The following is a 26,347-nucleotide window of genomic DNA, read 5'->3' as shown; positions in this document are numbered from 1 at the left end:
GAGCTCTTTTTTGCAATCCTATGTAGCTACAGTTGAAGTTTCATCATGATGTCCGTCTGCTCGTCATCACCTAGCTGGAAAACATGCTTGTCAAACTCGACAAAGCCATTCTTTTTATAGAAGTTAATTGCTCTCGGATTTTCTTCCCATACACCTAACCAAACATAGTCTACGTGCTGCTGCCTTGCGATCTGGATGGCGTGTTGATAAAGCGATTGTCCCACGCCTTTTCCGTGATACTCTTTTAGCGCATAAATTCTTTCGATCTCAAGGCTCTGACCATCTTTCAGTTCTGTCTGGGCCTGACCGGTGTTTAGCTTTAAATAACCGACTACTTTATCATCGATTGTAGCGAAGTAGAATTGGGAGTTGCTGTCACGGAGTTCGGCAGTCAGCTTCTCAACAGAAAGCTCTTCCTCCAGATACCTTTTCATATTCTTCTCTGTATTGCCAGCTGAGAATGTCTCAGAAAAAGTTTGTCTGCTGATTTTTTGCAGTTGGTTGATGTCGTCTAGCGTAACTCTTTTTATAGCGACGTTATTCATTGTGTTCTATAGTCTGTTGTTTTTGAGGTTGAAACTAACAGTTTCATGCATAAAGTGAGATATATGTAGCCGCTGCTCCATTTTGTACTGATCTAATAGGTTTTTCTAAGCCTAATCAGTTTCTTTATTTTTAATGAAGTATAGCCTGTAAATTATAGCTACAACAGCGATGAAAAAAGAGACTTTGGCAGCTGTCTTATTAAATTGTATTGCATCGCAAAGATTAGCTCCTGTGACCGTGGATATGCATTGCTCCGGAGAGGTAGTTTCGTATTTGAGGCTTACCATAGAATTCAATACTCCAAATGCAAAGACAAATGAAGTGATAAATAGTGCAGCGATAAAGAGATTAATCCACTTCTTCATACTTATACATTAAACTTGATCTCTTGATAAGAGAAAATGGCTTTCATCAATTAGCCGCAAGCGCCGGACTATCTTATCAACCACTTCTTCCCCCTGAGCCCTATAGATAGTATGAAATCACAGATGGGAGAGCCCCATAGTCCTAGCAGAATTGGGTAAAACTAAAAAGACTCTCCTTGAGTTGTTACAACCACAATGAAAATTAAGAATACCAAAATGATAAAAAATGTTCTATGCGAGGTGTCGTTGTAAACTGTATTTGTTGATAAGCTTGGTTGATTGTTGTAACAGAAGCTGTTACATTTATACCTGTCACTTGTTTTTTCATCCCCATCACCATCAGAGTGCCCATCGAAAAGCTAGGAGTTAAACTGTATTCCTGCCTGCCGATTTTCTCAACTTTAGGTTCTTTAGAAGAGAGTAAAAATCGCTCGAGATCCTGCGCATTTCCGAAAAAGATATATTCTTCATTCAGCTTTAATCTTTTGAAGAGGTTCATAACTCTCCAAAATTAGAAATACTCCAGCCTCACCCCAGTCTCCTCAACCTCCAATTTCGCTCTTCTCCCGCATACCAGCGCCAGGTTATCCGGCTCATGGCCGGTCGGGAAGCCGTAGCAAACAGGGTAGTTATATTTGCCAGTGTGTTCAGCTATGATCTCGTAGGCATCTTTCCCGAAAGGTATAGCATTATCTTTCATATCGCTGAAGTGGCCCACGATGAGACCTGCCAGGTCTTTCAGCTTACCAGCCCGGTCGAGGTGCACCATCATGCGGTCGATGCTGTAGAGGTACTCGTCCACGTCTTCCAGGAACAGGACTTTGCCTTTTGTGCTGAAGTCGGAGCTAGTGCCGGAGACGTTGTGCAGGAGCGCCAGATTGCCACCGATCAGTTCGCCTTCGGCTATACCTGTGCGGTTGAAGGTATGGGGGCCTGTGCTGTAGCTGAGTTCTTCACCGAAGAGCACGCGGCGCAGACTGTCCAGAGCAGCTTCAGTACCTTTCGGGAAAAGCAGGGGCATGATGCCGTGCACGCTCTCTATACCTAAACTGTGAATGTGGCACAGAAGCGAGGTGATGTCGCTGAAGCCAACTATCCACTTTGGATGTTTTTGGAAATGGCTGAAGTCTACCTGATCAAGGATGCGGGTGGTGCCGTAACCGCCACGCGCGCAGATGATCGCTTTGATATCGGGGCGGTCGAGGGCCTGCTGCAGGTCCTGCAAACGCAGCGCATCGTCGCCGGCAAACACACCGTACTGCGCCCCTACCGTCGGGCCGACTTCTACTTCCAGACCCCAGCCTTGCAGTATGTCGATGGCAGTGGCTATTTCTTCGTGGCTAATGAGTCGGGCGGTGGCGATGATGGCGATTTTGTCGGCGGGCTGAAGAGGTGTGATCATAGGTAAAGCAATTTTTGATGATAAACGAAGGTATGGCTTTTTGCTAAAATTTGCGAGGCTGCAAATTTTTGGGCAATTTCGGAACCCGTTTGCTACGGCCTCGCATGCCCGGCACCTATACCTGAACAAACGCTGCGCAGGCGGGAACCTAAAACTAACCCCTTTTTATGACGCAAATTCAGAAAAAAAAGTCAGGGATTGACAAATTCCTGTCGGTGGTGGAACGCATCGGCAACGCCCTGCCGCACCCGGCCACGCTCTTTGCCGGCTTCGCGCTGTTCGTTATCATCTTGTCTTGGGTAGCCAGCATGTTCGACATGGCAGTGGTACACCCGGGCACTGGCCAGACCATAACACCGGTCAACTTGCTCTCGACCGAAGGCCTGCACATGATCCTGACCCGCATGGTGACCAACTTTACCGATTTTGCGCCGCTGGGTACAGTGCTTGTTTCCTTGTTAGGTATAGGTATAGCCGAGGGCACAGGCCTGATTGGTGCGGTGCTGCGCCTGGTAGTGCTGTCATCTCCGAAACGTTTGCTCACTTTCGTGATTGTATTTGCCGGAGTTATCTCCAACACGGCTTCTGAAGTAGGTTACGTGCTGCTGGTGCCGCTGGCAGCAGTTATCTTCCTGGCGGCCGGCCGTAATCCGCTGGCTGGTCTGGCAGCTGCTTTTGCGGGCGTGTCGGGTGGTTACAGCGCCAACCTGTTGTTGGGTACAATTGATCCGCTATTGGCTGGTCTGTCCACAGAGGCGGCCCGTATTATTGATGCCGACTATATTGTGAACCCGGCAGCCAACTATTACTTTATGTTTGTTTCTACTTTCCTGGTGGCCGGTTTGGGTACCTGGGTAACGGAAAGAATAGTGATACCAAGGTTGGGAGAGTATACAGGAGACGAAAAACCGCAGAGTATTGACCGACTGAACAGTCAGGAAAAGCGCGGCCTTCTCTACGCTTCATTGGCTATTCTGGCTTCTATTGCCTTTATTTTAGGTGGCTTATTACCTGAAGACGGTTACCTGCGCAATCCGGAAACCGGTGAGGTACTTAACTCGCCATTCATGTCAGGTATAGTTGCCTTTATTTTCCTGCTTGCTGCTATCGGCGGTATAGCGTATGGCATAGGTGCCAAATCCATCAAAAACGACAGCGACGTAATGCGCGGGATGTCCAAGTCCATGGAGACGTTGGGCTCATACATTGTGCTCGTGTTCTTCGCGGCGCAGTTTGTGGCTTACTTCAACTGGACGAACCTGGGCCTGATTCTGGCTATCAACGGGGCCGATGTACTTCAAACGATGGGTTTGAGCGAGATTCCGCTGATGATCATGTTCATCCTGGTAGCTGCTGTCATTAACCTGGTAATGGGCTCAGCTTCGGCCAAATGGGCCATCATGGCGCCGGTATTCATCCCGATGTTCATGCTGCTGGGTTATACCCCGGAGTTCACGCAGGTGGCCTACCGCATCGGCGACAGCGTGACCAACATTATCTCGCCAATGATGTCGTACTTCGCCCTGATCGTGGCCTTCATCCAGCGCTATGACAAGAACGCAGGTATAGGTACTGTGATTTCAACCATGCTTCCTTACTCAATTGTATTCTTTATTGGCTGGGTACTGCTGCTGATCGTCTGGATACTGATTGGTCTGCCCATTGGTCCGGGAGCCGAAATGTATATGCCGCAGCCATAACAGGTATGCAGTCTACATAAACAAAGCAGCCGATGCAGGTATAAAACTGCATCGGCTGCTTTGTTTATGCGAGTTGAGATCGATTTATACCTAAAACAATTTCAACCCGACACTCACCAGAATCTGCTTATTGGCCAGGTCGTAGTTGCTCTGACTTGTAGGGTTATCATAACCACGGTTAATACGCTCGTATCGAACGTCAAGGGTCAGGCGCTGAATGTCGAGACCTATACCTGCCTGGTAGCCCCAGTCAGAACTTTCCATAAAGCTCTTGATGCTTTGCCCATCCTGTCGCGCACTCAGTAGCGTGGAGGCCACCGGACCGGCCTGCAGCCGCACCACATTGCCAAGGCTTATACCTGCCATAATGGGCACATCGAGGCGATTAAATTTGATGTCGGCTACACGGTTGGCAAGCGTCGCGTTGGGGTTAGACTCTAATCGGCCGCCCGTCTGCGTGAACACCGCCTCGGGCTGAATGAAAAGACCCAGAATATTGATGCGGGCAAAAGCACCGGCATGGTAACTAGTCACAGATTCTTTTTTGGCATACTCGGCGGGGTTGCTGGTGACATCGTGCACGCTCACACTCGAGGAGCCTACGCCAGCTTTAAGTCCACCCGTCAGGAACTGCGCCTGCGCCGCTGTACTCAGGGCGACCAGCGCGAATATAGTTAGCACTAAATTTTTCATAGCTATCAGATTAGTTTTACATGGTTAAGCCTCAGCCAAAGCGGCACAGGTATAACGAAAAATCAATAGCTTTTTAGTACGTTACCTTGTAAATATAGGGTATGTAGTATGGTATTGTGGTATTATTCTGTTATGGAGTATTTCTAATAAGTGGGGCTAACACGAAATCCTGGTTATTCATAAGAGACGACGGTTACTTTGCTTTGCTCCTCCTCCTGCTCTGAGCGTGTATCAGTTAGCTGCGCAGCCTGTGCCTTCTTCCAAAGTGTCCGCAACCGTTTGTGAAAGCGCTGGTCACCTCCCTTGTCGCTTGATACAGGAAAGTTGACGTAGGTGCCGTCAGTCAGTTCCAGAAACAGTTGGCTGTCTTCCAGTAAAGATGGATCAGCCGTGAAACTGATGTTCTGGATAGAGTCGAAAGGCATAAGAAGAGCGGGTTCTTCCCATGTTTTGTTGTAAACAACCACCTTTTTGTCTGTGAAGAAATAGAAGCCCTCTGTGAAGTCGCTGAAGGCATCAGAATACCAGAATTGAATTTGCTCTTCCGGATCTAGCAGGCCTTTGTTTAAAGCAAACTCCACGTATTTTGCTTTAAGCTGTCTTCCGGGGATTACCTCGGTGCCGGGACCATCGGCGCTAATCACGATCAGCCAGATAAACAAACCTACAACCAACACGCCAAAACCGGTTAGTGCATAAAATACAACGCTTCGTTTCTTAGGACCACTTTCCTGTTCGGCAAGGCGCTTGTTATGGGCGTGCAGTTTGAAAGCGGAAATGGTGCCCATCAGGTAAAAGTAGCCGAATAGGAGGGCTCCAAAGCCAAAAGGAAACTGTCCGTCAGAGGCTGCTGCTATAAATTTGGAGAGCACAAAATAAATAAGAAGGCCCAAGGCGCTGAATCTACTTTTCTTGTAGGTGCCGTAAGTGAGGGCCGCGATAAGTGCGGCGTCAAACAAAGTCCATGTGTCAAAACCGGAGCTATACCTGAAATCCTCATTATAGGCCCCTACCAGCGAGACCACGATGGTCATAGCAGTGGAGATAATACCTACAATCCATGCGTTGCGGATATGCTTCTCCGCGCTTTCAATTTCGTGCTGTTCCATTGCCCAAACTGCCTGTAAAAGGTAAAAAGTGAATATGCTATATAATGACAAACTAATATATGAAAATACTCTGTCAATGCATGGCTGGGCAATTAAATTTCAGGCACTTCCACTGGCCGCACCTGATCTCCAAGTAGCTCCCGAATATTTTTTTCGGCTGCAAATCGATGGTTGGCTCCTAACACAAAAATGAGTTTTCTGCCAGGGTTCTTTTTGATCAGCGTTATGATGTTGTGGCCAATGTGCTCGTCGCGGCGACGGTTGAACTGAGCGTAGGCTTCGTAGGGGGTGCCCTGCAGCATAATATCCATTTGCTTGTAAAAAAGCTCTGCTACCAGATCGTAATGGCCCGAATTGTTAAACTCAGCCGGAGAGCTGCTGCTCGCCAGAGCCACCATCTTCTGTGGTAAAACAGCAATTAGCTTAAGCTGTGCACTCAAGCTTGAGTCTGTGTTCAGGTCACGTTCCAGTTGCTTTATCTCGGTGAGTTGCTTGTTTGCACCTTTAAAAACGTTATCAGGGAGGAGCTTCCCTTCCGCTTCTTCGCCATACCAGTCTACGCCGTATACCTTGTTTTGGGGGAAAAGTACTGTGATCTGGCGCATCTCCAGTGGGTATAGCTGCTTCAGGTAGGTGGTATCCTGACCAATATCTTCAGGGCGTATTTCCACACCGATCACGTCGGGGTTATACCTGCGGATAAGTTCATACACATCATTGTAGGTATAGCGGGGGTTACTTTTGTGGAGGCCGTGCAGTGTGGCCAGCAGCATGACCTGGGTGGGAGCAACCTTAGTTCCGGATGAGTTTTGTGCTGGCGGGACAGTGCTGGTGCAGCCGACCAGAAACAAGAAGAGCAGCGCGAACAGCGGTTTATACTTCATCATCAGGTATAGCATTGGGGTTGATTTGATCATCAGTTGCGCTCAGGATGGCCGTGGCCTCTATTTCCACCAGTTGTTCCGGCCTGATCAGCGCACTGACCTGCACCATAGTAGCGGCAGGTTTTATGTCACTGAAAAACTCGCCGTGGGCACGACCGACAGCATCCCACTGGCCGATATCGGTCACGTAAATGCGTGTACGCACTACCTGCTGCATGGTAGCGCCGGCTTCCTGCAGGGCCTTCTCAATCTTCTGGAGGATAAACCGGGTCTGCTCGTAGGCATTGCCTATACCTACAACCTGGTCCCCATCCATGGCCGTGGTGCCTGCCACTTCCACTACATTGCCCACGCGCACAGCACGGCTATACCCTATCGTGTTTTCCCATACAGCACCTGATGAAATATTTTGTCTTATCATAGTTTAGGATTTTGAGAGTTTAGGAGTTAAAAAGTTAAGCCAGTATACCTGTAGGGATAGGTCGCGGCCTGTCCGAATCGTGCATCGGTATACCTTCACGAATCGTGCACGAACAACATTTAACAATTCAACAATTTAACCCCTCAATATACAGATTCTCAGAAGCAATATCGCCTATTTCAGTTTCCTGATTACTTCTATACCTGATACTCCGGTAGAATCCTTAATTTTGAGTAAACAACTGCCCCCGGATGCGCCTGCGATCGAAACCTGTGCTTTGCAACTACTACGTTACCTACCGCTGTAACGCGAAGTGCTCGTTCTGTGATATCTGGGAAAAACCCTCTCCTTACATTACGCTGGAGGACGTGGCCCAAAACCTGCGCGATCTGAAAAAGCTGGGTGTGCAGGTAATCGATTTTACAGGCGGAGAGCCCCTTTTGCACCGGCAGATCGACCAGATGCTGGGTATGGCGCATGAGCTGGGTTTCATCACCACACTCACCACCAACGGCATGCTTTACCCCAAACTAGCCGCGCGACTGAAAGGAAAAGTAGACATGCTGCACTTTTCGCTGGACTCAGCGCACAAAGATGAGCACGATACAGGCCGGGGCGTAGCCTGCTACGATTTTGTGATGGAGTCAATACAAGTGGCCCGAAAACTGGGGGAACGACCGGATATTCTCTTTACCGTGTTTCGTCATAATCTAGACCAACTCGAAGAGGTATACCGCACTATCACTCAGCCTAATAAACTGATGCTGATCATCAACCCGGCTTTTGAATACAACGAAGTTGCGGTAGGGGAGCAGCTTACGGAAACGGAACTAAATTACCTGACAGCTTTTGGAAAGCGCAAAGGCGTATACCTGAACGAGGGCTTTGTGCAGCTTCGCCGGGACGGTGGCAATAAGGTGGCAGACCCGGTTTGCAAGGCCGCCAGCACCACGCTGGTCATCTCGCCTGAAAACGAACTGGTGCTGCCCTGCTACCATTTGGGTACGAAAAGCTTCCCGATACAAAGCAAGCTGAGCGAGCTATACCTGAGTCAGGAGGTGGAGGAACTGAAGCGACTGGAAGGGAGGTTGCCGGCCTGTGAAGGCTGTACCATCAACTGTTACATGCAACCCAGTTTCGCGGTAGAAATGAATAAATACTTCTGGAAAGCGCTGCCAAGTACGCTTAAATACAACCTGAGCAAAGGAACATGGAAGCGGCTTCTGAAAGGTTAAATGGCTGAATTGTTAAATTGTTGCTGGTTGTTCGTGTACTTTTCAGACATTATTTACTGCATGATTGCCAGTACATGATTCGGACAGGTATACCCGCTGAACTCTCAAACTCTTAAATTCTCAAACTCCTAAACTCAAAATATGCCAGTTATATTACCTGTAAAAGGAATAAGTCCGCAGATGGGTGTGGATTGCTTTGTAGCCGAAAACGCCACGATTGTGGGCGATGTCGTGATGGGACGTTCGTGCTCGGTGTGGTTCAATGCCGTGATCCGGGGCGATGTGAACGCGATTCGGATTGGTGACAAGACCAACATTCAGGACGGCGCCGTGATTCACTGCACTTATCAGAAAGCCGCTACCACCATCGGCAGCAATGTTTCCATCGGGCACAACGCCATTGTGCACGGCTGCACGGTAGAGGACAATGTACTGATCGGGATGGGGGCTATTGTGATGGACAATGCGCTGGTGCAGAAAAACTGTATTGTAGCGGCGGGGGCCATCGTGCTCGAAAACACCGTGTGCGAGTCGGGCTATATTTATGCCGGTATACCTGCCAAAAAGGTAAAGCAGCTGAGCCAGGAGCAGATAGATGGTCTGGATAAGGTAGCCAATAACTATGTGATGTACAGTGGCTGGTTTACAAATCCGGAGGTATAGAAATACAGGGAACATGAATCATCCCGGAGTTTGAATCAGGGATAAGTAGAGCAGATTCCATAAGTTGGCCAGTGCCAGGCGGATGCGGTAAAGCGGTGTGGGAGTTTTCCTGCACCGCTTTCCTGTTCTATGGCAGCCCTGCCGGAGCAGGTTGGAGACGGCCTGGCGCAGCTCCTTTTCCAGCAGCGAGAGCAGGAAGGCATACACCAGCGTGACGATCTGCAGCAGCTTCATTCTATTGTCCCAGAACCAGAGCCTGCAGCTCTCCATGCCCATCTCCGACTTGTTGAAGCGGAAGGCCTGCTCGACCTGCCAGCGGCGGGCGTAGGCAAAGACCAACCGCCAGGCGTCCCGATCCGTGTGCACCTCTTCATTGGTGAGCAAATACCAGGGCGGGCGGCCCTTTCGGCCCGGCCGGCAGATGATCAAAGTGAGCGGGCAGTCGGGGTAGTCCGGGTGCAGGCAGCGCTGCCAGAGGAGGCTGCGGCGGTAGGCGAGCTGGCGCACCATGTCGCGCACTACCTTGGAGGAGGTGGCTTTTTTGCCCACCGAAAAGCGGTAGCCATTTTTCAGCAGTCCCTTCACGTCCAGAAGCTTGTAGCGGGAAGGCCAGCGTAAAGGAAAGCGGTCTCCTCGGGCCAAGAGCAGCCCCAGCCACCTAGAGGAGGCGTAGCCGCGGTCAAAGACGTGCAGCACGGCCCTGCCGAAGGCCTGGCGGGCCCACAACAGCAGCCAGAGCCTGACTTGCTCCAGGGAAGTGGCGTTTATCCCCCGGCTGGTCCACCACGTGAAGCGGGCCAGGCGGGGCTGAGCCCACAGGCCGCAGCACAAAAGGCCCACCCAGCGGAAACCCGGCACATGCACCGGCTGACGGGTAGGGGGATCATAATAACCGGGCTTTACGCGCAGCTGCCGCCTGGCCTTCATGCTGCGCACAGCACACAGGCCCTGGCTTTTGAGGCTTTCGGTTTTCTCCTGCACGCTCTCGTCCCAGAGCAAGAGGGGCAGCTCCCGCTCCTGCTCCAGGAGCCTATCCACATACGTTTGGGCTTCACCCGTCAGGTAATCGGTGATGGCTTCGGCCGACCATTTTTTGCTCCTCAACAGGTTGGAGAGGCGCTTGGTGCCGGCCGGCGCCTTGTGGGGGGAGAGCAGCACCCCGCCCAGCTCGCTTAAAAGCAGGCCCGAGGAGCGGCTGCGGTGGCGCACCAGCGCCTGGCACAGGGCCTGGAAGGTCAAAACAAGGCGGTGGTCCAGCAGCCGGTCGAGCTGCACCAGGAAGGGAGCGAGGAAATCCTCCAGGCGGTGGGAGAAAAAACGGGCCTGGGAGAGAACCTCAGCCTGGAAAGATGCGTTTTTAGAAGTAGTAAACATAAAAACCTCCTGTTTTTAAATGGCCTTACAACCACAAAACAGGAGGTTTTCCTTTTTCATCCCATTCCTAAACTCCGGGATGTTTCATGTTTGTGTTAAAGTTCCGGATCTTCTGTTTGCGGCTCTATCTGGGAATGAAAGTCCTCTTTCACTGTAAAGAGCACCCATTCCACGCGGCGATCCGATTTGTCGAGCACCCGTATCTCATACTCGTTAAAATCGGCCGCTTCATTCAGATCGTCAGGTATATGGCCGTAGATCATGGTCACGAAGCCGCCTACCGTTTCATAGTCGTCGCCTTCAGGTATAGGAAAGGGTAGGTAGTCGTTGGCATCTGAAACCGGAGCACCACCGTTTACACGGTATTCAAAATCGCCCAGGCGCTCTACAATAGGCACCTCCTCATCGTATTCGTCCTGAATTTCGCCTACCAGTTCTTCAATAATGTCCTCGATTGTCACGATGCCTGACACACCACCAAACTCATCAGTTACGATGGCCATGTGCATGTGGCGGCGCTGAAACTGCTGCAACAGGCGCGGGATCTTTTTGGTCTCCGGTACAAAATAAGCGGGACGCATCAGCTTATTAATAATAATCTGCTCATTCAGCCGCATCAGGCTCAGGATGTCTTTCACGTAAAGCACGCCCACAATATTATCGATGGAGCCGTCGTATACCGGAAGCCTGGAGTATCCCTCCTCAAAAATAATTTCCATTAGCTCCGGCTCAGGTATATTCACATCGATGGCCACCATGCGGGTGCGGGGCACCATGATCTGTTTGACCATACGCTCGTTAAACTCAAACACATTTTCGAGGAGCTCGTGCTGCGAATCGACGAGTAAACCACCTTCGGCGCTTTGCTCAAAAAGCAGGCGTAGTTCTTCTGGCGAGTGTACCTCGGAGCCATGCACGGGGCGTATACCCATCGAACGCAGCACCAGGTTGGCAAAGCCGTTGAGAATCCAGATAAATGGTCTGAACACGTAGTAAAAGAAGCGGAGCGGCAACGTAATAGCCAGCGTAGTGGCTTCGGAGCGCTGAATAGCGAGTGACTTTGGGGCAAGCTCACCAAACACGATGTGCAGGACCGTAATGATAGCAAAGGAGATCGGAAGCGCTATTTTATGGGCCAGTGCCTCACTTCCCTGGAAGCCAAAGAAATTCATCACATTAATCACGATCTGCGACACCACACTTTCGCCTATCCAGCCCAGGCCAAGCGAGGCCAGCGTGATGCCGAGTTGTGTGGCCGAAAGGTAGGCATCGAGGTGGGTGAGCATGTGCTGGGCCAGTTTGGCCATCGAGCTGCCCGCCTGTGCCCTCAGTTCAATCTGGGAGGAGCGCACCTTCACAATCGCAAACTCTGCCGCCACAAAGAAGCCATTGAGTAGTACCAGAAGTATAGTGAGTAGAATGTTTAGAACCATAGTTTGTTACAGCGCGGTTTGCTTCCGGTGGCGTAAAATTAAACTAAAATACGTGTTTTTACTATATATGTATGTCGTATTAACGAGAAACCGCACCTGCGGTGTAGCAGGGAGATGACAAAAAGGCTTAAATAAGAAAAGGTGCCGCCGGGCACCTTTTCTTATTGATACATCTTCAGGGGGCTAGTATTGAACCAGCATAGCGGGTGCCTGGGCGGTGCTAAACAACTCGCGGGCATTTTCCTGAGAGAGGAGCGGCATAAAAATAACCTTTGCTTCTTCTTCGGAAATTATTTTGTAAACATGCTCTGAAGAGGTATCGAGGAAGGGATTGCAGAAGGAGTAAATAAATTCATCAGAGAAAGTACGGTACACGATATGGAAATTGTGCTTCTCATCGCGCACCAGCTTGATCGCTTTGAAGGTAGAGCCCAGTGCTTTACCGCAAACAGTTTTGATAGAAGTAAATTCCTGTGGCTGAAAGTTTGTATTCATAGTTTTGTAAGCGGGTTTTGTAAATAAACTGATATAAAATATACGTTTAGGGGAGTCGTATAATTCCATACCAGTGCCTGTTATACCTTTTATATCCGTGAACAGTGCTAAAATCAGGGTGAATGACAGCGCTCTGATAATCAGGGTATTGGTAAGTTTTTGGTAGATTTAGACCCGAAGTGTTTAAAAAAAAGGGAAAAGCTATTAGTCTAGCTGGAAACAACCGGCTTCTGCTTTCTGTTATTCATAGCGATAGGAGCGGCATTGGCAGGCAATAGCTTGTTATCTGTCTTCGTGGATAGAACGGTGCTGCCAGACAGATGGGGCTTTCGATCAAAATCAGTACTTTTGTACTGACGTTCTTGAGCGTCTGTGATCTTACTGAATTAACCTGACATACCCTTATGAGAAATAAATTGAGGCCGGCGCTGCGCCTCCCCTGGCTGTTGGTGGTCCTGTTAACCTTTACAACGCAACTGGTGCAGGCACAGGTGCTGAAGCCTGCTTCCTGGAGCTACGATGTTTCCAAAAAGGAAGTCAGAGTGGGGGAGGAAGTTGAGCTCATTTTCAACGTAAAAATAGACAAGGACTGGTATCTCTATTCCTCTGATTTTGACCCGGAACTGGGTCCGATGGTGACGGAGTTTACATTTGCCAAGCATCCATCCTATGAGTTGGTAGGAAAAATAAAGCCGGTTAACCCCAAAAAGAAATATGATGAGCTGTGGGAGGGAGAATATACCTACTTTGTAGGCACCGCTCAGTTCCGGCAAAAAGTAAGAGTACTGCAGCCTAATCTGGTTGTAAAAGGCTCATACGAATACCAGGTATGCACCGACATCGATGGCAAGTGTATCCCGTTTGATGATGACTTTGCCTTCACCAATGCACAAATTAAAGTAACAGCCGCCAGCGGTGCAGCGACACCAACAATCACGCCTACCCAATCACCTGCCCAAAAATTAGAACAAGCGCCTGAGCAGGCTACAACCCAGGCCGCTGCTCCCGATGGCCTTGACACAGCTGTGCCGCCTGCCTTACCACAGGATTCGATGCTGGCCGCTGATGAAACACTGGAGGATGAAGAGGCTGCGGCCGAAACTGTAGCTCCTGCTCTGATCGATTTCTCAAACGAAGATGCATCGTCTGACGGAAACATCTGGGCCTTTATGCTGATCGCCTTTGGGTCGGGGCTAGTGGCGTTGCTCACGCCCTGCGTATTCCCGATGGTCCCTATGACGGTAAGCTTTTTTACGGGCAGCAGCCAGAGCCGGGCACAGGCCATTGGCAAGGCATTGCTATACGGTATCTCCATCATTGCCATCTATACCATCGCCGGTACGGTGGTTGCCAAGCTATTCGGAGCCGACGGCGCTAACTTTCTGAGCACGCACTGGCTACCCAATGTGCTTTTCTTTGCTGTTTTCGTGATTTTCGGTATGTCCTTCCTGGGCCTGTTCGAGATTACGCTGCCAAGCTCCTGGCTGAACAAAGCCGATGCGCAGGCAGATAAAGGTGGTATACTGGGCGTATTTTTCATGGCCTTTACCTTGGTGCTGGTGTCGTTTTCGTGCACGGGGCCAATTGTGGGCAGTATTTTGGTGGCTTCTGCTGGTGGCGAAACGCTTCGGCCGGTTATGGGTATGTTCGGTTTCTCACTCGCATTTGCGCTACCGTTTACCTTATTCGCCATTTTCCCATCGTGGCTGAGTGGCCTGCCCAAGTCCGGTGGCTGGCTCAACTCCGTGAAAGTGGTGCTGGGCTTCCTGGAATTGGCGCTGGCGCTAAAGTTCCTGAGCATCGCCGATCAGGTATACCACTGGGGTATCCTCGATCGTGAAGTATACCTGGCCCTCTGGATCGTGATCTTTACCTTGATGGGCTTCTACCTGCTGGGCAAACTCAAGTTTGCGCACGACTCGGATCTGCCTTACATCAGTGTGCCGCGCATTTTCATGGCCATTGCAACCTTTGGCTTTGTGGTATACCTGATCCCGGGAATGTTCGGAGCGCCGCTCAAGGCCTTGTCAGGTTATCTGCCGCCGCAATCCACCCACGACTTTGATATTAACGCGCTGGTGCGCCAGAGCGGAGGAGGAAGCACGGCACAGTTTACTTCAAACCAACTCTGCGAACCACCTAAATATGCCGACTTCCTGCACCTGCCACATGGCTTGCAGGGTTACTTTGATCTGGAGCAGGCCAAGCGCTGCGCTGCCGAGCAGGGCAAGCCGATCTTCATCGACTTTACGGGCCATGGCTGCGTAAACTGCCGCGAAATGGAGGCCAATGTGTGGTCGCATCCAGAGGTACTGCGCCGCCTGCAGGAAGATTACGTGATAGCCGCCCTGTATGTGGATGATAAAAGCGAACTGCCGGAAAGCGAATGGTATGTGAGCGAGTACGATAGTAAAGAGAAGAAGACTCTCGGCAAGAAGTACGCGGATTACCAGATCACAAAATTCAACGTGAATGCCCAGCCTTACTATGTGCTGATGGATGAGAACGAGAACGTGCTGGTAAAGCCAATCGCTTACGACCTGAGTGTGGAGAACTTTGTGAAGTTTCTGGATGCTGGCGTGGCAGCGTATAAGAACAATCAGCAGGTTGCAAAGAAATAACTAGCTATACCTGTTAAGTAAATAAACAAGAGAGCCCCACCTTTTCAGGCGGGGCTCTCTTGTTTTAAAGGAAATCTGACAGCTTGTGTCTATCTCCCTTTGTTAATTACTTCGCCTCGTTGTAGCGACGGGTTACTTCTTCCCAGTTCACCACGTTCCAGAAAGCGTTCACGTAATCCGGACGACGGTTCTGGTAGTTGAGGTAATACGCGTGCTCCCATACGTCAAGACCAAGGATTGGCTGGCCGCCGCAACCTTCTGCAAATGGCATGAGTGTGTTGTCCTGGTTTGGTGTAGAGCAGATCTCCAGCGTGTCGCCTTTTACGCACAGCCAGGCCCAGCCAGAGCCAAAGCGGGTAGCCGCAGCTGCGTTGAACTTCTCTTTCATCTGCTCAAAAGAACCAAAAGCGGAGTTGATCGCATCAGCAAGTTCACCGGAAGGCTGACCGCCACCGTTTGGCGACAGGATAGTCCAGAACAGGTTGTGGTTGTAGTAGCCACCGCCGTTGTTACGAACTGCTTTGTTATCTTCCTTCACATTTTGCATGATCTCCTCGATGCTCATGTTTTCCATCTCAGTACCCGCAATTGCCTTGTTCAGGTTATCGGTATAGGCCTGGTGGTGCTTTGTATGGTGGATTTCCATGGTGCGCGCATCAATATGTGGTTCCAGCGCGTCGTAGGCGTACGGTAGTTTCGGTAATTCGAAAGCCATAGTTTTATGTGGTTATATATGTGAATAATAGCATGCGTACAGATTTTAGGTGTACGTATGCGTTTGAAATGTGAGTTTCAATTTAGTTATTTTCTTTTAGCTGCAAAAAAAGTAGCCATCAGTTCGGCACACTCCTGGGCCATTATACCGCTCACCATTTCTGTTTTAGGGTGCAGCAGCTTGCCCACTCTCCTATACCCACGCTTGGGCTCAGATGTTCCAAATACCACCCGTTTCAGCTGTGCCCAGTAGCTGGCACCTGCACACATCACGCAGGGCTCCACGGTTACAAACATGGTGCAGTCATTTAGGTATTTGTTGCCCAGGTATTCGGCTGCGGCGGTGAGTGCCAGCATTTCGGCATGGGCGGTTACGTCGTTCAGCTTCTCGGTCTGGTTATAGGCTTTGGCAATGATGCGGTTGTTGCTCACAATTACAGCCCCAATCGGGATTTCTCCTTCCTCGAAGGCATAAGTAGCCTGCCGGTAAGCCTCCTGCATAAAATGGTCGTCGCTGTGTATAGATAGTAAGTCCACAGGTATAGGTATTAGTGTTCGCTTTTGCACAAGATACAAAAAAAAGCCCCTCCAGGAAAGGAGAGGCCTTAATGACTAGGTATAGGGAAGTCTATTTTGTTTTTATTTTCAGGGAGCCCATGACCTCACGGGCAGTATTCTGCCAGTCGTTTTTCATCATGAACGGCATGTGCATCGAGAACACCATCATTTGGTTGCCCTGCACGGTATAAAGCATGATGCTATACTTCTGCACAGGCGCCAAGTGGCTACCGTTGCGCTCATCGGCCATTACCGACACAAACTCATACAGAATATAGTCGCGGCCATTGATGTTGGCTACCTCATCTCTTATAAAATCCACCTTGGTGAAGCGCTCCAGCAGGTTTGCCTTATATATTTCCCGGAGCATATTCAAATCCTGTGCGCGAAACTGAGAGCGCTTTTGGGTCATGCTGAAGTCTACCTGGCCGTTCGGGCTTGAGTAAACAGCAACCGGGCGGTTGGCAGCCGGGTACTTGCTAGCAATACCTTCGTCATGAAGAGGTGTGAAATCGCGGGGCAACATGATACTGACCTCCTTCGTGATCTGTGTCTTCTTTAATTTGGTGTCAGCCAGGGTTGCGCCGGCAATCAGAATAATAACTAAAAAGGCTAAATAGCGCATGTTCATAGGGTTGTTGGGGGCAAAGGTATCAAATAATAAGGACTGCGATAAACTGTAGCAATTATTTTGCCAAAGCCGCTGCAGTACCTGTTTAGTGTGTATACCTGTTGGATTTATATCTTCTGCAGGGGAATGACGTTAAAAATTAAACAGCTAGATGCAACCGTATAATTCCAGCTGTCTGAAAATTAGTATCATGTAAATGTAAAAGCTATGTTAGGAAACATCATCAACAGTGTAAAAGGCCAGCTGACTGGCGAATTGCAAGACAAATTCAAGCTAGACCCGCAGCAAGCTAATCAGTCAGTGGACCTGGCGAAAGAGCATGTGGAGGAAGGTTTGAAAAAGGAAGCTACAGGTGGAGATGCCGGGGGTATTATGAACATGCTGAAAGGCCAGCAGGCACCACAGGACAACCCGGCTATCAACAACATGATTCAGAGATACCTGGGCGACCTGACCTCAAAAGTAGGTATACCGGAGTCGATGGCGCAGCAGGTTGCTCCCTTTGTTGTGTCGTTTCTGATGAATAAAATAAGCGGCAACGTGAATAGCCAGTCAGATTTAATGGGCATGCTGGGTGGCGGACTGACAGACAAGCTGCCGAAAGGTATAGGAGATAAACTCGGTGGTCTTTTTAAATAAGATCACCGGTAGCCTGAAATAAGAGAAGCCATACCTAGCAGGTATGGCTTCTCTTTGGTTGTGTTGTTGTGTTTTTTGGTTGCAAGTCGGCAACTTACTTACATCTCACCTTAAACAAGTATGCCTGTAATTGCCGGAGCGGGGAGCTCCTAAGCAATATCTTTAAATTATTTGTACTGAATTTATAATGCGCGTAGTTTCACGTGGATGATTCTCTAACCATACCAAACACTAAAAAGTTTACAATGCTTTAAGAAAAGCGGCAGTTCCTTAAACTGGCCACCGGATAGGTATTAATTGCGCTACTATCAGGATTGTGGCGCGAAGATAGCATAAATTTCATTAGAAACCCGATCAGTTACCTAATAGTGGCTCGATCGGGCTGCTGCAGTGTTTTACTGATGCTCTACTAAGTAAGGCATTAATATGCATATTTCAAAATGTACTCTGCAAACATCTGCATTTACTCGACCAAAGCGGTAAATACTTCAACAGAATGCGATTTGTCACTGTGTACGAAAGTGCTTAATTTTACCAGTTAATACGTAAGTTAAATCAGTTGTACACATCAACTGCCGGCATGTCCGAAGGTATAGGCGCTTTCTTTCTTAAATTTCTGAAGTTTGGTCTGGTGGGCTTTACAGGGCTCATCATTGATTTCGGCGTTACTTTTCTGGTAAAGGAAAAACTGCGCTGGAACAAGTATGTAGCTAACAGCCTGGGCTTTATTCTGGCCAGTATTAACAACTACGTCCTCAACCGCCTCTGGACCTTCCATAGCCACGACCCCGAAATAGGCTGGCAGTTTTCTAAGTTCCTGCTGGTAGCCGTGGCCGGGCTGGTCATCAACAACCTGATCGTATACCTGCTCACCGAAAAAGCGAAACTCAACTTCTACGTTTCCAAGTTCATCGCCATCGTGCTAGTCTTCATCTGGAACTTCCTGCTCAATTACCTTTATACCTTTACCCGTTAGTTCTGTCCCTGTATGCGGTAAATACGTACATGCTCGTCTTTGTGCACGCGCGGGTTGAGGAAGTGCAGCACTCGGTCGTAGAGCGAAGGCGTGATGGTTTCCTCCAATTCCAGCGCAGGGTATAGGCTGTTGATGCGCTGCATGCGCTCTTCCATGTCTTTCTGACCCACCACTACCACATAGTCTGGTTGGAAGGGGTATAGGCTGAGCTCTGTTTGCAGGCTGTCCAGCGACTTTTCTCCATTCAGGCTGTAGGTCATCGCAAAATTTTGCGGCAGCGGCTTACCGGCCTTATACTCGTCCCAGTCACGCTTTTCGTTGAAGTGGTACTCGTGAAACTCTGCAGCCAGGCGGTTGAGGTAATATAGCGGCGGCTGCTTCATGGATGAGTTGCCAAACTCGAGCAATACGGCGTCCATGTCCTGCTTTTCCGACAGGTATACGAGCGGCGCAATGCGGCTCTTTTTGGTATAGGTAAAGGACATGGCCACTGCTACCACAATGTTGAGAATCCAAAAGAAGGTCCAGCTGGCAGCCAAGAGCTTTTTGCGGCCCTGCCAGAATCTGGAGTTGCGCACAAAATCCTGCCAGCCGATTACACCCAAGACCATGATAAGCGGGAAAAGCGGCAGAATGAAACGCTCTTGCTTGTTCGGGAAAAGTGAGTGCACTACAAAAAACAGCAGTCCGCCCCAGAACAGCATAGGAGCCAGCCTTGCCGTACGACTATAACCCAGCAACAGGTATACGCTGATGGGCGGCACCATAAAACCTAGTATGGTGAGCAGGAATCGATATACCGGTCCGGTGCTGTAGTTGTAGGCGTTATCAGCGTTGTAGAAGAAATAGGTAATAACCGAGTGGAAAGGGTAGTCGAAGAAGATCAGGTCGATTGTCCCCTGAATAAGCGTCGCCATGAGAATAAAGCCCAGCGCCAACCAAAAGATTTCTTTCCACTGACGACGGTATAGCAGTACCATACCTGCGCCTACCGCGAAGAGTACCGCATGGTAACGCAGCACAAAAGCCAGCGCAAACAATGCCCCTGCCCACAGGTAGTGCAGGTTCTTTTTTCGGTCATCCTGCTTCAGCATAAAATAGAAGGCTGCCAGGTATGGCGGAATGCAAACCATTTCGACCAGATTACGCACACTCATAAAGGGCATAAACCACATCAGTGACAGCATCAGGCCCACAATACGGGCATTCGCCTGGTTCGAAAGTCGTTCCGTAATCTTATAGCCATAGTACACAATCAGCAGTGAGTACAGCCCGTGCAACACCCGCACAATGGTCATTTTAGTATCCGCATTCGAGATGCCGATACTCTCCAGCAGGTAAAACAGGCTGTAGTGTATACCTGCGTAAAACATGCTGTGGCGCGGCGGCATCGGTTCGTGCAGCCACGAAGGCAAGCCATAAAGCCAGTGCTGCGCAATCGTGATCACGTCAAAATGGTCGTCGTGAAAAGCAAAGCCCTTCGAAAAGAAAGCCGCCACCATACGGATAACAAAAGCGATCAGCATGATAAGCGACAGCGGTACCATGAGCCGGTTATGGACACCGACTTGATCAGCCGTCGTGAGCTTGTCAGGGGCAGTTTGAGGAGAGAATGACATAAGGCAATATTATGGAATAGGGATTGACCTATGATTTTTTAAGGAAATCCGTTCCAAAGTTAAAAGATATACACTTAAGTTTGTGTATGAATTTGACTGAGCCGAAACAGAAGATCCTATTTTTAAAGCGTAGAAGCACTACCTTACTCGTGGGTATACTCGGTTTAGCGGTGCTCCTGCTGAATGTACACAACATCCTGCAGCCCGAGTCAGGCATTTATTCTCGTCAAATTCTGGTGATGGGCCATGCCGGTTCCGGCTTTTTCTCTCCTCTCAACCCTTATAATCCGCTACCCGCCAACAGCATGGCGTCTATTGCCCAAGCCATGGAAGATGATGGAGCCGACGGAGTAGAGGTGGATGTACATGTGAGCCGGGATGGCGTACCGATTCTCTACCACGACAACACGCTGGAGACGATGAGCGAAGGTTCCGGCATCATCGCAGAACTACCAGCTAGTGAGGTGGTAGGTATAAGGTATAGAGGAGGAGTATTGTATGACCTTTTTCACAGCGAAAAGATCATTTCGATGGAAGCAATGTTGCAGCGCTTCCAGACTTATCCGGAGTTACCATACCTGCACATCGACATCCGGAATCACGACCCAAACCGGAATAGCTTTTATGCTCAATCGGTCTTGGAACTACTTCGTAAATATGACTACCCTATAGAGAAACTGGCCTTTATTTTTAACGATCCGGGTATGCTGCATGGCGTGCATGAACTGGAACCTGAGGCGATGCTGATGCTGGATGCGGGAGAGGACTTTGATCTTGCGGCGCAGCAAGCGCTGGACAACAAACTACACGGTGTAACTGCGAACGGGAAGCACGTGAGCCGGGAGCAATTGCTGCGGGCGAGGGCGCAGGGCTTGCAGGTGGTGCTGTTTGGTGGTAAATCGAAAGGCACTATTGCCAACATGCTAGAGCTGGAACCCGACGCCATACAGGTGAACAACGTAAAGCGGATGCGTTCCCTGATGGGCAGCAAGTAGGCCGAAATTAGCCTACCAGCATCATGAGCAATGCAATCAGGATGATCGCCAGCGCGATGTTCCGGAAAGTGAACAAATTGCGTTTCATAGGGGAGTATCTCGGTTGAGTTAATTCCTTTTCAGGTATAATAACGTGATTGGGATGGCCTGAGATTAACCTGACAAGATTATACCTGCGGAGGCCTCGCTTTTCGAGGCACAACAGCGAAACAATTATTACTTTTGCACCATATCATAACAAAACGACATTTATGCTCCGGACACATACTTGCGGCGAACTAAGAATAGACAATGTAGGCGAAGAGGTTGTACTAACTGGCTGGGTGCAGCGCCTGCGCGACAAGGGCGGCATGCTCTGGATTGACCTGCGCGACCGCTATGGCATTACACAACTTACGTTTGAAGAAGGCATAACGCCTGCTCACCTGTTTGAAGAAGCCCGCAGCCTGGGCCGCGAGTACGTGGTAAAAGTGACCGGCAAAGTAATAGAGCGCTACTCTAAAAACGACAAAATGCCGACAGGCGATATCGAGATCCATGCTTCTAAAATAGAGTTGCTGAATGCAGCCAAACTGCCTCCATTCATGATTGAGGACGAAACCGACGGTGGCGACGACTTGCGCATGAAGTACCGTTACCTTGATCTGCGCCGTACGCCTGTGCGCCGCAACCTGGAGCTGCGCCACCAGATGATGCGTGCCGTACGCTCATACCTGGACGAGCATTATTTCATTGAAGTGGAAACGCCGGTGCTGATCAAATCCACGCCGGAAGGTGCCCGCGATTTTGTGGTACCAAGCCGCATGAACCCAGGTGAGTTCTATGCGCTGCCGCAATCACCGCAGACCTTCAAGCAATTGCTGATGGTATCGGGCTTTGATAAATATTACCAGATCGTAAAATGCTTCCGCGATGAAGACCTTCGTGCCGACCGTCAGCCGGAATTTACCCAGATAGACTGCGAGCTTTCTTTTGTGACCCAGGAAGATATCCTGAACACGTTCGAAGGCCTGATTCGTCACCTGTTCCTGAAAGTAAAAGGTGTGAACATCGAGAAATTGCCACGCATGACCTATGCCGACGCCATGAAGTTCTACGGCTCCGACAAGCCAGATACCCGCTTCGACATGCGTTTCGTGGAGCTGAACCAGCTGGTAAAGAACAAAGGCTTCAAAGTATTTGATGATGCCGAACTGGTCGTAGGTATAAACGCCAAAGGAGCTGCCAGCTATACCCGTAAGCAACTCGACGAACTAACTGATTTCGTGAAGCGTCCGCAGATCGGGGCAACCGGTTTGGTATATGCCCGCGTGCAGGAAGACGGTACCGTAAAGTCATCGGTTGACAAATTCTATACCTTAGAAGACCTGCAGGAATGGGCGAAAGCTTTTAATGCTGCCCCTGGTGACCTGCTACTGGTGTTGGCCGGCGGCAGAGATAAAACCCGTAAGGCCTTGAACGAGCTTCGTCTGGAGATGGGCGAGTGTATGGGATTGCGTGACAAGAACGTATTCTCTCCGCTGTGGGTAGTAGACTTTCCGCTATTGGAGTGGGACGAGGACAGCAACCGCTACCATGCCATGCACCACCCGTTCACATCGCCGAAGCCTGAGGACCTCGAATTGATCGATGACCGTCCGGGTGACATCCGCGCCAATGCTTACGACATGGTGATAAATGGGGTAGAAGTTGGCGGTGGCTCTATCCGTATCCACGACCGGCGTCTACAGGAGCAGATGTTCCGTTTGCTTGGCTTCTCTAACGACGAGGCCAAAGCACAGTTCGGCTTCCTGATGGATGCTTTCGAATACGGAGCACCTCCTCACGGTGGTATCGCCTTCGGTTTCGACCGTTTGTGCTCCCTCTTTGGTGGTTCCGACTCCATCCGCGACTACATCGCCTTCCCGAAAAACAACTCCGGCCGCGATGTAATGATAGACGCACCGTCTCCGATTGCCGATGCGCAGCTGGATGAATTGCATATTAAAATGAAGAACTTGTCGTCGTAAGGCGTAAAACTTACGCTATTGAGATATTGGAAAGGCTGCTTGTAAAGGCAGGTGTGGTCGGAAGATGAAATCTTCCGGCCATTTTTGATTTAGGGGCTATTTTTTCACTTCTCTGACCTCTCTGCTTCTTTTGTTTGTTGTCTTTATAGGCTAACTGATCAAGATGATGTGCCTATTCAAAGACCACCGGATGAGTGTGAGCCAGTTGCTGGCCCTTACCCCCATCAAGGAAAAAGAGTAAGTGCCCGCCGCATAGGCGACGCTATAAAACTACACAACTAGCTATACCTGCAAAAGTAAAAGCTACGCCAACAAGGTATAGGTATAAAAAAAGCGGCTGCCCTTCCACAGAGCAGCCGCTTCCATATCATCAGCTATACCTTACAACACACCACTTAACAAAGCAGGCGCTATACCTAGCAGAATCGTCAGAGCAGAGATGATAATCAGCATGACATTGATAAAGCTGGTGCTCTGGATTGGCGTATGATCTTCCGCAACCGGGTGCAGGTACATGGCAATCACCACACGGAAATAGTAATAGATACCCACAGCAGCCAGAATCACGGCTACTACAATCAGCCACATCATATCAGGATTTTCGATGAGGGCAGAGAACACGAAGAATTTACCGAAGAAGCCGGCTGTGAGTGGTATACCTCCCAAAGACATCATGGCAACTGTTACCGCGAAGGCCATCAATGGATTGGTTTTGCCCAAACCGTTAAAAGCTTCATAGTTCTCGCTGCCACGCTGTTTCGCTACGAGCTGCAGCACACCAAAAGCAGCGATAGAAGCAGTGGAGTAAGCGAAAGAATAGAACAGGATAGCAGAAGTAGAGAGATTGTTAAAGGCAAGGAGCGTCATCAGCAGGTAACCTGCGTGTGAGATACTGGAGTAAGCCAGCATACGCTTCATGCTTTGCTGCACCACCGCGCCTACGTTACCAATCAGGAGCGAGAGTACGATGATGGCCACCAGCGTTGGCATCCAGGCCGGATAAGAAGCGGCGAAAGCAGCGTCCATCAGCTTATAGAATGCCGCAACACCAGCTGTTTTAACTACAGTCGACATGTAAGCTGTCCACACTGTTGGGGTACCTTCGTATACGTCAGGTGTCCAGAAGTGGAAAGGAGCGGCGGAGATTTTGAAAGAGATACCGATTATGATGATCAGCACACCCAGCATGAACATTACATTATTCATACCTTCCGTGCCCATGGCTTCAGCTGAGCCGGCAATTTCTGAGATGTTGAAGGTGCCAGTCGCGCCATATACCATCACAATGCCGAATAGCATAATGCCTGTAAAGAAAGAGCCCATCAGGAAGTACTTCAGGGCAGCTTCCGCGGAGCGCATACTTCTCTTGTCACTACCGGCCAACACGTACATGGCAATCGAGAGAATCTCTATACCTATGAACAGCATCAGCATGTTGTTGTAGCTCACCATCATGATAGCACCAACCAGCGAGAACAGAATCAGGGCATAAAGCTCGCCGATGTTTTCGTCGTTGCGGGTGATGTAGTGCTGCGTGAAAGGAAGAATCAGGAGCGTTGAAAGTACCATGATACCTGTGAAAGCCACCGCGTAATTGTCGATGGTAATCATATTATCGAAGTAGCTCTTGGTATCGTTCCAGTCGAGTAGATTGATGCCGAACACGATCGCCAAAAACAGCAGCGACAGCGGCAACAGAATTCGTTTAGATTTCAGGAAACCTACGAAAAGGTTGATAATCCCAAATCCAGATAGAAGTATAATCGAAATCATGTCGTTTATTATCGTTTCTTTTTGCGGACTATCTATTGATAATGCTCAGCAGCTGTCCAACCGCAGGCTCTGAAATGCTCAGAAAAGTGTTCGGGAACAAACCAATCCAGAAGACCATGATCACCAGTGGAATCAAAACAGCTTTCTCGTGGAAGGTCAGGTCAGCGAAGCCCTCGGTAGCCTCTGACTTCGAGCCAAACATCACGCCCTGGAACATACGCAGCATGTATACCGCTGCCAGAATAATGGTCAGGCCAGCTACAGCACCGAAGTAGTAGTTATACTGGAATACGCCCGACAGCAGCAGGAATTCACCAATGAAGCCGTTAGTTAGCGGAAGTGCCACAGAACCCATCAACAGAATCAGGAACATGATAGAAAGTGCTGGCGTGGTCTGGGTGATACCGCCCAGGCTGGCAATCTCTCGTGTGTTCGTTCTGCGGAAAATGATGTCGATGATGAAGAACAGGCCCACCACGTTGATACCGTGGCTCAGCATTTGAATCATGCCGCCTTGCAGACCTTGCTCGTTCAGGGTAAAGATACCCGCAGCGATTAGGCCAACGTGTGCAATGGACGAGTAAGCGATCAGGCGCTTGAGGTCGTGCTGACGGATGGCGATGATAGAACCGTAGATGATGCCGATGATGGACAGCACCAGCACCGTGTCTGCCCATTCGCTCACGCCAAGTGGCACAACAGGTAGTAACCAGCGCAGCACACCATAGATACCCATTTTCAGCATGATACCAGCCAGCAACATCGTTGCCTGTGTAGGTGACTCGGTATAGGTATCCGGCTGCCAGGTATGGAAAGGGAAAACCGGCATTTTAATGGCGAAGGCAAGGAACAGGAACCAGAAAATCCAGCTCTGCGTCGCGCTGTCCAGCGTCAGTTGGTAGAAAGCGTTCACATTAGAAGAATGCGCCGCCAGCTCTGTACCAGCCGTTTGGAAGTACAGGTATACGAAAGCGGCCAGCATGAAGAGCGAACCGAAAATCGTATACACAAAGAACTTGAACGTAACCGGAATTCTGCGTGCGCCGCCCCAAATGGCTGCGATAAAGTAGATTGGAATCAAGGCCACTTCCCAGAAGAAGTAGAACAGGAACGCGTCCATCGCCACAAATACACCAGTCAGGCCCGTCTGCATAAACAGTACCAGCGCATAGAACACGTGCGGGTTCTTGTAGTCGTGCTTGAAAGAGGAAAGGACGATCAAGGGCACCAGGAAGGCAGTCAGGAGCACCATCAGGAGGCTGATGCCGTCCATACCAATGCTGAAGCCTATACCTGCGCGCTCCACCCACGGTATATCGAGGGCGAATTGTGTAGTGGCATCCGGAACAAAGTTTACAGTTGCAAACAGGGCAATGGCAAACTCAACTAGCGTTGCTATAAAAGCCACTTTCTTGGCACCTTCGCCTTTTATAAGCAGCACCAGCAGTGCAGCTAGGGCAGGCCAGAAAAGTAATAGAGCTGTAATCATCTT

The 26,347-nt window shown here is 49.7% G+C and carries 26 protein-coding genes; 8 read left to right on the top strand and 18 right to left on the bottom strand.

Features of this window, described 5'->3' with window-relative positions; translation table 11 throughout:
• Positions 1-26 precede the first annotated feature (26 nt).
• The 4 genes from K3G39_RS13030 to K3G39_RS13015 all read right to left on the bottom strand — a co-directional run bounded on the left by K3G39_RS13030 (position 27) and on the right by K3G39_RS13015 (position 2,313).
• Positions 27-545 carry a GNAT family N-acetyltransferase gene (locus K3G39_RS13030; protein ID WP_220626603.1) on the bottom strand — a complete coding sequence of 173 codons (519 nt, stop codon included), beginning with the start codon at positions 543-545 and terminating at the stop codon, positions 27-29.
• A gap of 111 nt (positions 546-656) precedes the next feature.
• Positions 657-911 (bottom strand): hypothetical protein, encoded by a 255-nt coding sequence (locus K3G39_RS13025; RefSeq protein WP_220626602.1) that lies wholly within the window; start codon positions 909-911, stop codon positions 657-659.
• A 202-nt stretch (positions 912-1,113) separates the two neighbouring features.
• Positions 1,114-1,410, bottom strand: coding sequence for a hypothetical protein (locus tag K3G39_RS13020; protein ID WP_220626601.1), 297 nt, complete (start codon positions 1,408-1,410; stop codon positions 1,114-1,116).
• A 12-nt stretch (positions 1,411-1,422) separates the two neighbouring features.
• The gene (locus tag K3G39_RS13015; protein WP_220626600.1) at positions 1,423-2,313 is read right to left on the bottom strand and encodes an LD-carboxypeptidase; all 891 of its coding nucleotides are present in this window, start codon (positions 2,311-2,313) and stop codon (positions 1,423-1,425) included.
• Between the two features lie 167 nt (positions 2,314-2,480).
• Here K3G39_RS13015 and K3G39_RS13010 point away from each other — a divergent pair, with 167 nt between their 5' ends.
• Positions 2,481-4,013 (top strand): AbgT family transporter, encoded by a 1,533-nt coding sequence (locus K3G39_RS13010; RefSeq protein WP_220626599.1) that lies wholly within the window; start codon positions 2,481-2,483, stop codon positions 4,011-4,013.
• Positions 4,014-4,103: 90 nt separating this feature from the next.
• Here K3G39_RS13010 and K3G39_RS13005 read toward each other — a convergent pair whose 3' ends face one another.
• From K3G39_RS13005 to K3G39_RS12990, 4 genes are all read right to left on the bottom strand, one after another.
• Positions 4,104-4,706, bottom strand: coding sequence for a porin family protein (locus K3G39_RS13005; RefSeq protein ID WP_220626598.1), 603 nt, complete (start codon positions 4,704-4,706; stop codon positions 4,104-4,106).
• Between the two features lie 173 nt (positions 4,707-4,879).
• The gene (locus K3G39_RS13000) at positions 4,880-5,815 is read right to left on the bottom strand and encodes a hypothetical protein (RefSeq protein WP_220626597.1); all 936 of its coding nucleotides are present in this window, start codon (positions 5,813-5,815) and stop codon (positions 4,880-4,882) included.
• 92 nt (positions 5,816-5,907) lie between these two features.
• Positions 5,908-6,732, bottom strand: coding sequence for a hypothetical protein (locus tag K3G39_RS12995; protein WP_220626596.1), 825 nt, complete (start codon positions 6,730-6,732; stop codon positions 5,908-5,910).
• Entirely contained in the window at positions 6,689-7,120 is a 432-nt protein-coding gene (locus K3G39_RS12990; protein WP_220626595.1) for a RidA family protein, read from the bottom strand. Before K3G39_RS12990 ends, K3G39_RS12995 begins: the two co-directional genes overlap by 44 nt.
• A gap of 251 nt (positions 7,121-7,371) precedes the next feature.
• Here K3G39_RS12990 and K3G39_RS12985 point away from each other — a divergent pair, with 251 nt between their 5' ends.
• Complete coding sequence (locus K3G39_RS12985) at positions 7,372-8,355, top strand: radical SAM protein (protein WP_220626594.1); 984 nt, start codon at positions 7,372-7,374, stop codon at positions 8,353-8,355.
• 141 nt (positions 8,356-8,496) lie between these two features.
• Positions 8,497-9,018 carry a gamma carbonic anhydrase family protein gene (locus K3G39_RS12980; RefSeq protein WP_220626593.1) on the top strand — a complete coding sequence of 174 codons (522 nt, stop codon included), beginning with the start codon at positions 8,497-8,499 and terminating at the stop codon, positions 9,016-9,018.
• A gap of 18 nt (positions 9,019-9,036) precedes the next feature.
• On the opposite strand, the gene K3G39_RS12975 is transcribed toward K3G39_RS12980, so the two are convergent.
• The 3 genes from K3G39_RS12975 to K3G39_RS12965 all read right to left on the bottom strand — a co-directional run bounded on the left by K3G39_RS12975 (position 9,037) and on the right by K3G39_RS12965 (position 12,320).
• On the bottom strand, positions 9,037-10,392 hold the full coding sequence (locus K3G39_RS12975; protein WP_220626592.1) for a transposase: 1,356 nt from the start codon (positions 10,390-10,392) through the stop codon (positions 9,037-9,039).
• 95 nt (positions 10,393-10,487) lie between these two features.
• A complete protein-coding gene (locus tag K3G39_RS12970) occupies positions 10,488-11,825 on the bottom strand; it encodes a hemolysin family protein (RefSeq protein ID WP_220626591.1) in 1,338 nt (445 codons plus the stop codon).
• 183 nt (positions 11,826-12,008) lie between these two features.
• The gene (locus K3G39_RS12965; RefSeq protein WP_220626590.1) at positions 12,009-12,320 is read right to left on the bottom strand and encodes a hypothetical protein; all 312 of its coding nucleotides are present in this window, start codon (positions 12,318-12,320) and stop codon (positions 12,009-12,011) included.
• 404 nt (positions 12,321-12,724) lie between these two features.
• Between K3G39_RS12965 and K3G39_RS12960 the strand changes: the two genes are divergently transcribed.
• Positions 12,725-14,941: a thioredoxin family protein gene (locus tag K3G39_RS12960; protein ID WP_220626589.1), complete on the top strand. Its 2,217-nt coding sequence runs from the start codon at positions 12,725-12,727 to the stop codon at positions 14,939-14,941.
• Positions 14,942-15,047: 106 nt separating this feature from the next.
• On the opposite strand, the gene K3G39_RS12955 is transcribed toward K3G39_RS12960, so the two are convergent.
• From K3G39_RS12955 to K3G39_RS12945, 3 genes are all read right to left on the bottom strand, one after another.
• Positions 15,048-15,656 carry a superoxide dismutase gene (locus K3G39_RS12955; protein WP_220626588.1) on the bottom strand — a complete coding sequence of 203 codons (609 nt, stop codon included), beginning with the start codon at positions 15,654-15,656 and terminating at the stop codon, positions 15,048-15,050.
• 86 nt (positions 15,657-15,742) lie between these two features.
• A complete protein-coding gene (locus K3G39_RS12950) occupies positions 15,743-16,192 on the bottom strand; it encodes a nucleoside deaminase (RefSeq protein ID WP_370627260.1) in 450 nt (149 codons plus the stop codon).
• Between the two features lie 91 nt (positions 16,193-16,283).
• Positions 16,284-16,838, bottom strand: a complete 555-nt coding sequence (locus K3G39_RS12945; protein WP_220626587.1) for a hypothetical protein — start codon at positions 16,836-16,838, stop codon at positions 16,284-16,286.
• A gap of 213 nt (positions 16,839-17,051) precedes the next feature.
• Here K3G39_RS12945 and K3G39_RS12940 point away from each other — a divergent pair, with 213 nt between their 5' ends.
• Complete coding sequence (locus K3G39_RS12940) at positions 17,052-17,483, top strand: hypothetical protein (protein ID WP_220626586.1); 432 nt, start codon at positions 17,052-17,054, stop codon at positions 17,481-17,483.
• 559 nt (positions 17,484-18,042) lie between these two features.
• Entirely contained in the window at positions 18,043-18,459 is a 417-nt protein-coding gene (locus K3G39_RS12935) for a GtrA family protein (protein ID WP_255594301.1), read from the top strand.
• Here the strand turns inward: K3G39_RS12935 and K3G39_RS12930 are convergent.
• Positions 18,456-20,078 carry a glycosyltransferase family 39 protein gene (locus K3G39_RS12930; protein WP_220626585.1) on the bottom strand — a complete coding sequence of 541 codons (1,623 nt, stop codon included), beginning with the start codon at positions 20,076-20,078 and terminating at the stop codon, positions 18,456-18,458. The genes K3G39_RS12935 and K3G39_RS12930 overlap by 4 nt on opposite strands.
• 86 nt (positions 20,079-20,164) lie before the next feature.
• Between K3G39_RS12930 and K3G39_RS12925 the strand changes: the two genes are divergently transcribed.
• Positions 20,165-21,073 (top strand): glycerophosphodiester phosphodiesterase family protein, encoded by a 909-nt coding sequence (locus K3G39_RS12925; RefSeq protein WP_220626584.1) that lies wholly within the window; start codon positions 20,165-20,167, stop codon positions 21,071-21,073.
• 7 nt (positions 21,074-21,080) lie between these two features.
• On the opposite strand, the gene K3G39_RS12920 is transcribed toward K3G39_RS12925, so the two are convergent.
• The gene (locus K3G39_RS12920; protein ID WP_220626583.1) at positions 21,081-21,275 is read right to left on the bottom strand and encodes a hypothetical protein; all 195 of its coding nucleotides are present in this window, start codon (positions 21,273-21,275) and stop codon (positions 21,081-21,083) included.
• Between the two features lie 49 nt (positions 21,276-21,324).
• Here K3G39_RS12920 and aspS point away from each other — a divergent pair, with 49 nt between their 5' ends.
• On the top strand, positions 21,325-23,082 hold the full coding sequence (gene aspS / locus K3G39_RS12915) for an aspartate--tRNA ligase (protein WP_220626582.1): 1,758 nt from the start codon (positions 21,325-21,327) through the stop codon (positions 23,080-23,082).
• Positions 23,083-23,463: 381 nt separating this feature from the next.
• On the opposite strand, the gene K3G39_RS12910 is transcribed toward aspS, so the two are convergent.
• Both K3G39_RS12910 and K3G39_RS12905 read right to left on the bottom strand, forming a co-directional pair.
• Positions 23,464-24,855 carry an NADH-quinone oxidoreductase subunit N gene (locus K3G39_RS12910; protein WP_220626581.1) on the bottom strand — a complete coding sequence of 464 codons (1,392 nt, stop codon included), beginning with the start codon at positions 24,853-24,855 and terminating at the stop codon, positions 23,464-23,466.
• 28 nt (positions 24,856-24,883) lie between these two features.
• Positions 24,884-26,344 carry a NuoM family protein gene (locus K3G39_RS12905; RefSeq protein WP_220626580.1) on the bottom strand — a complete coding sequence of 487 codons (1,461 nt, stop codon included), beginning with the start codon at positions 26,342-26,344 and terminating at the stop codon, positions 24,884-24,886.
• Positions 26,345-26,347: the final 3 nt, after the last annotated feature.

It is taken from the genome of Pontibacter sp. HSC-14F20, assembly GCF_019599265.1.
In the GTDB taxonomy this organism is placed as follows: domain Bacteria; phylum Bacteroidota; class Bacteroidia; order Cytophagales; family Hymenobacteraceae; genus Pontibacter.
Note: the sequence above shows the minus strand (reverse complement) of the source record. Positions and strands in the feature narration are given on the sequence as shown.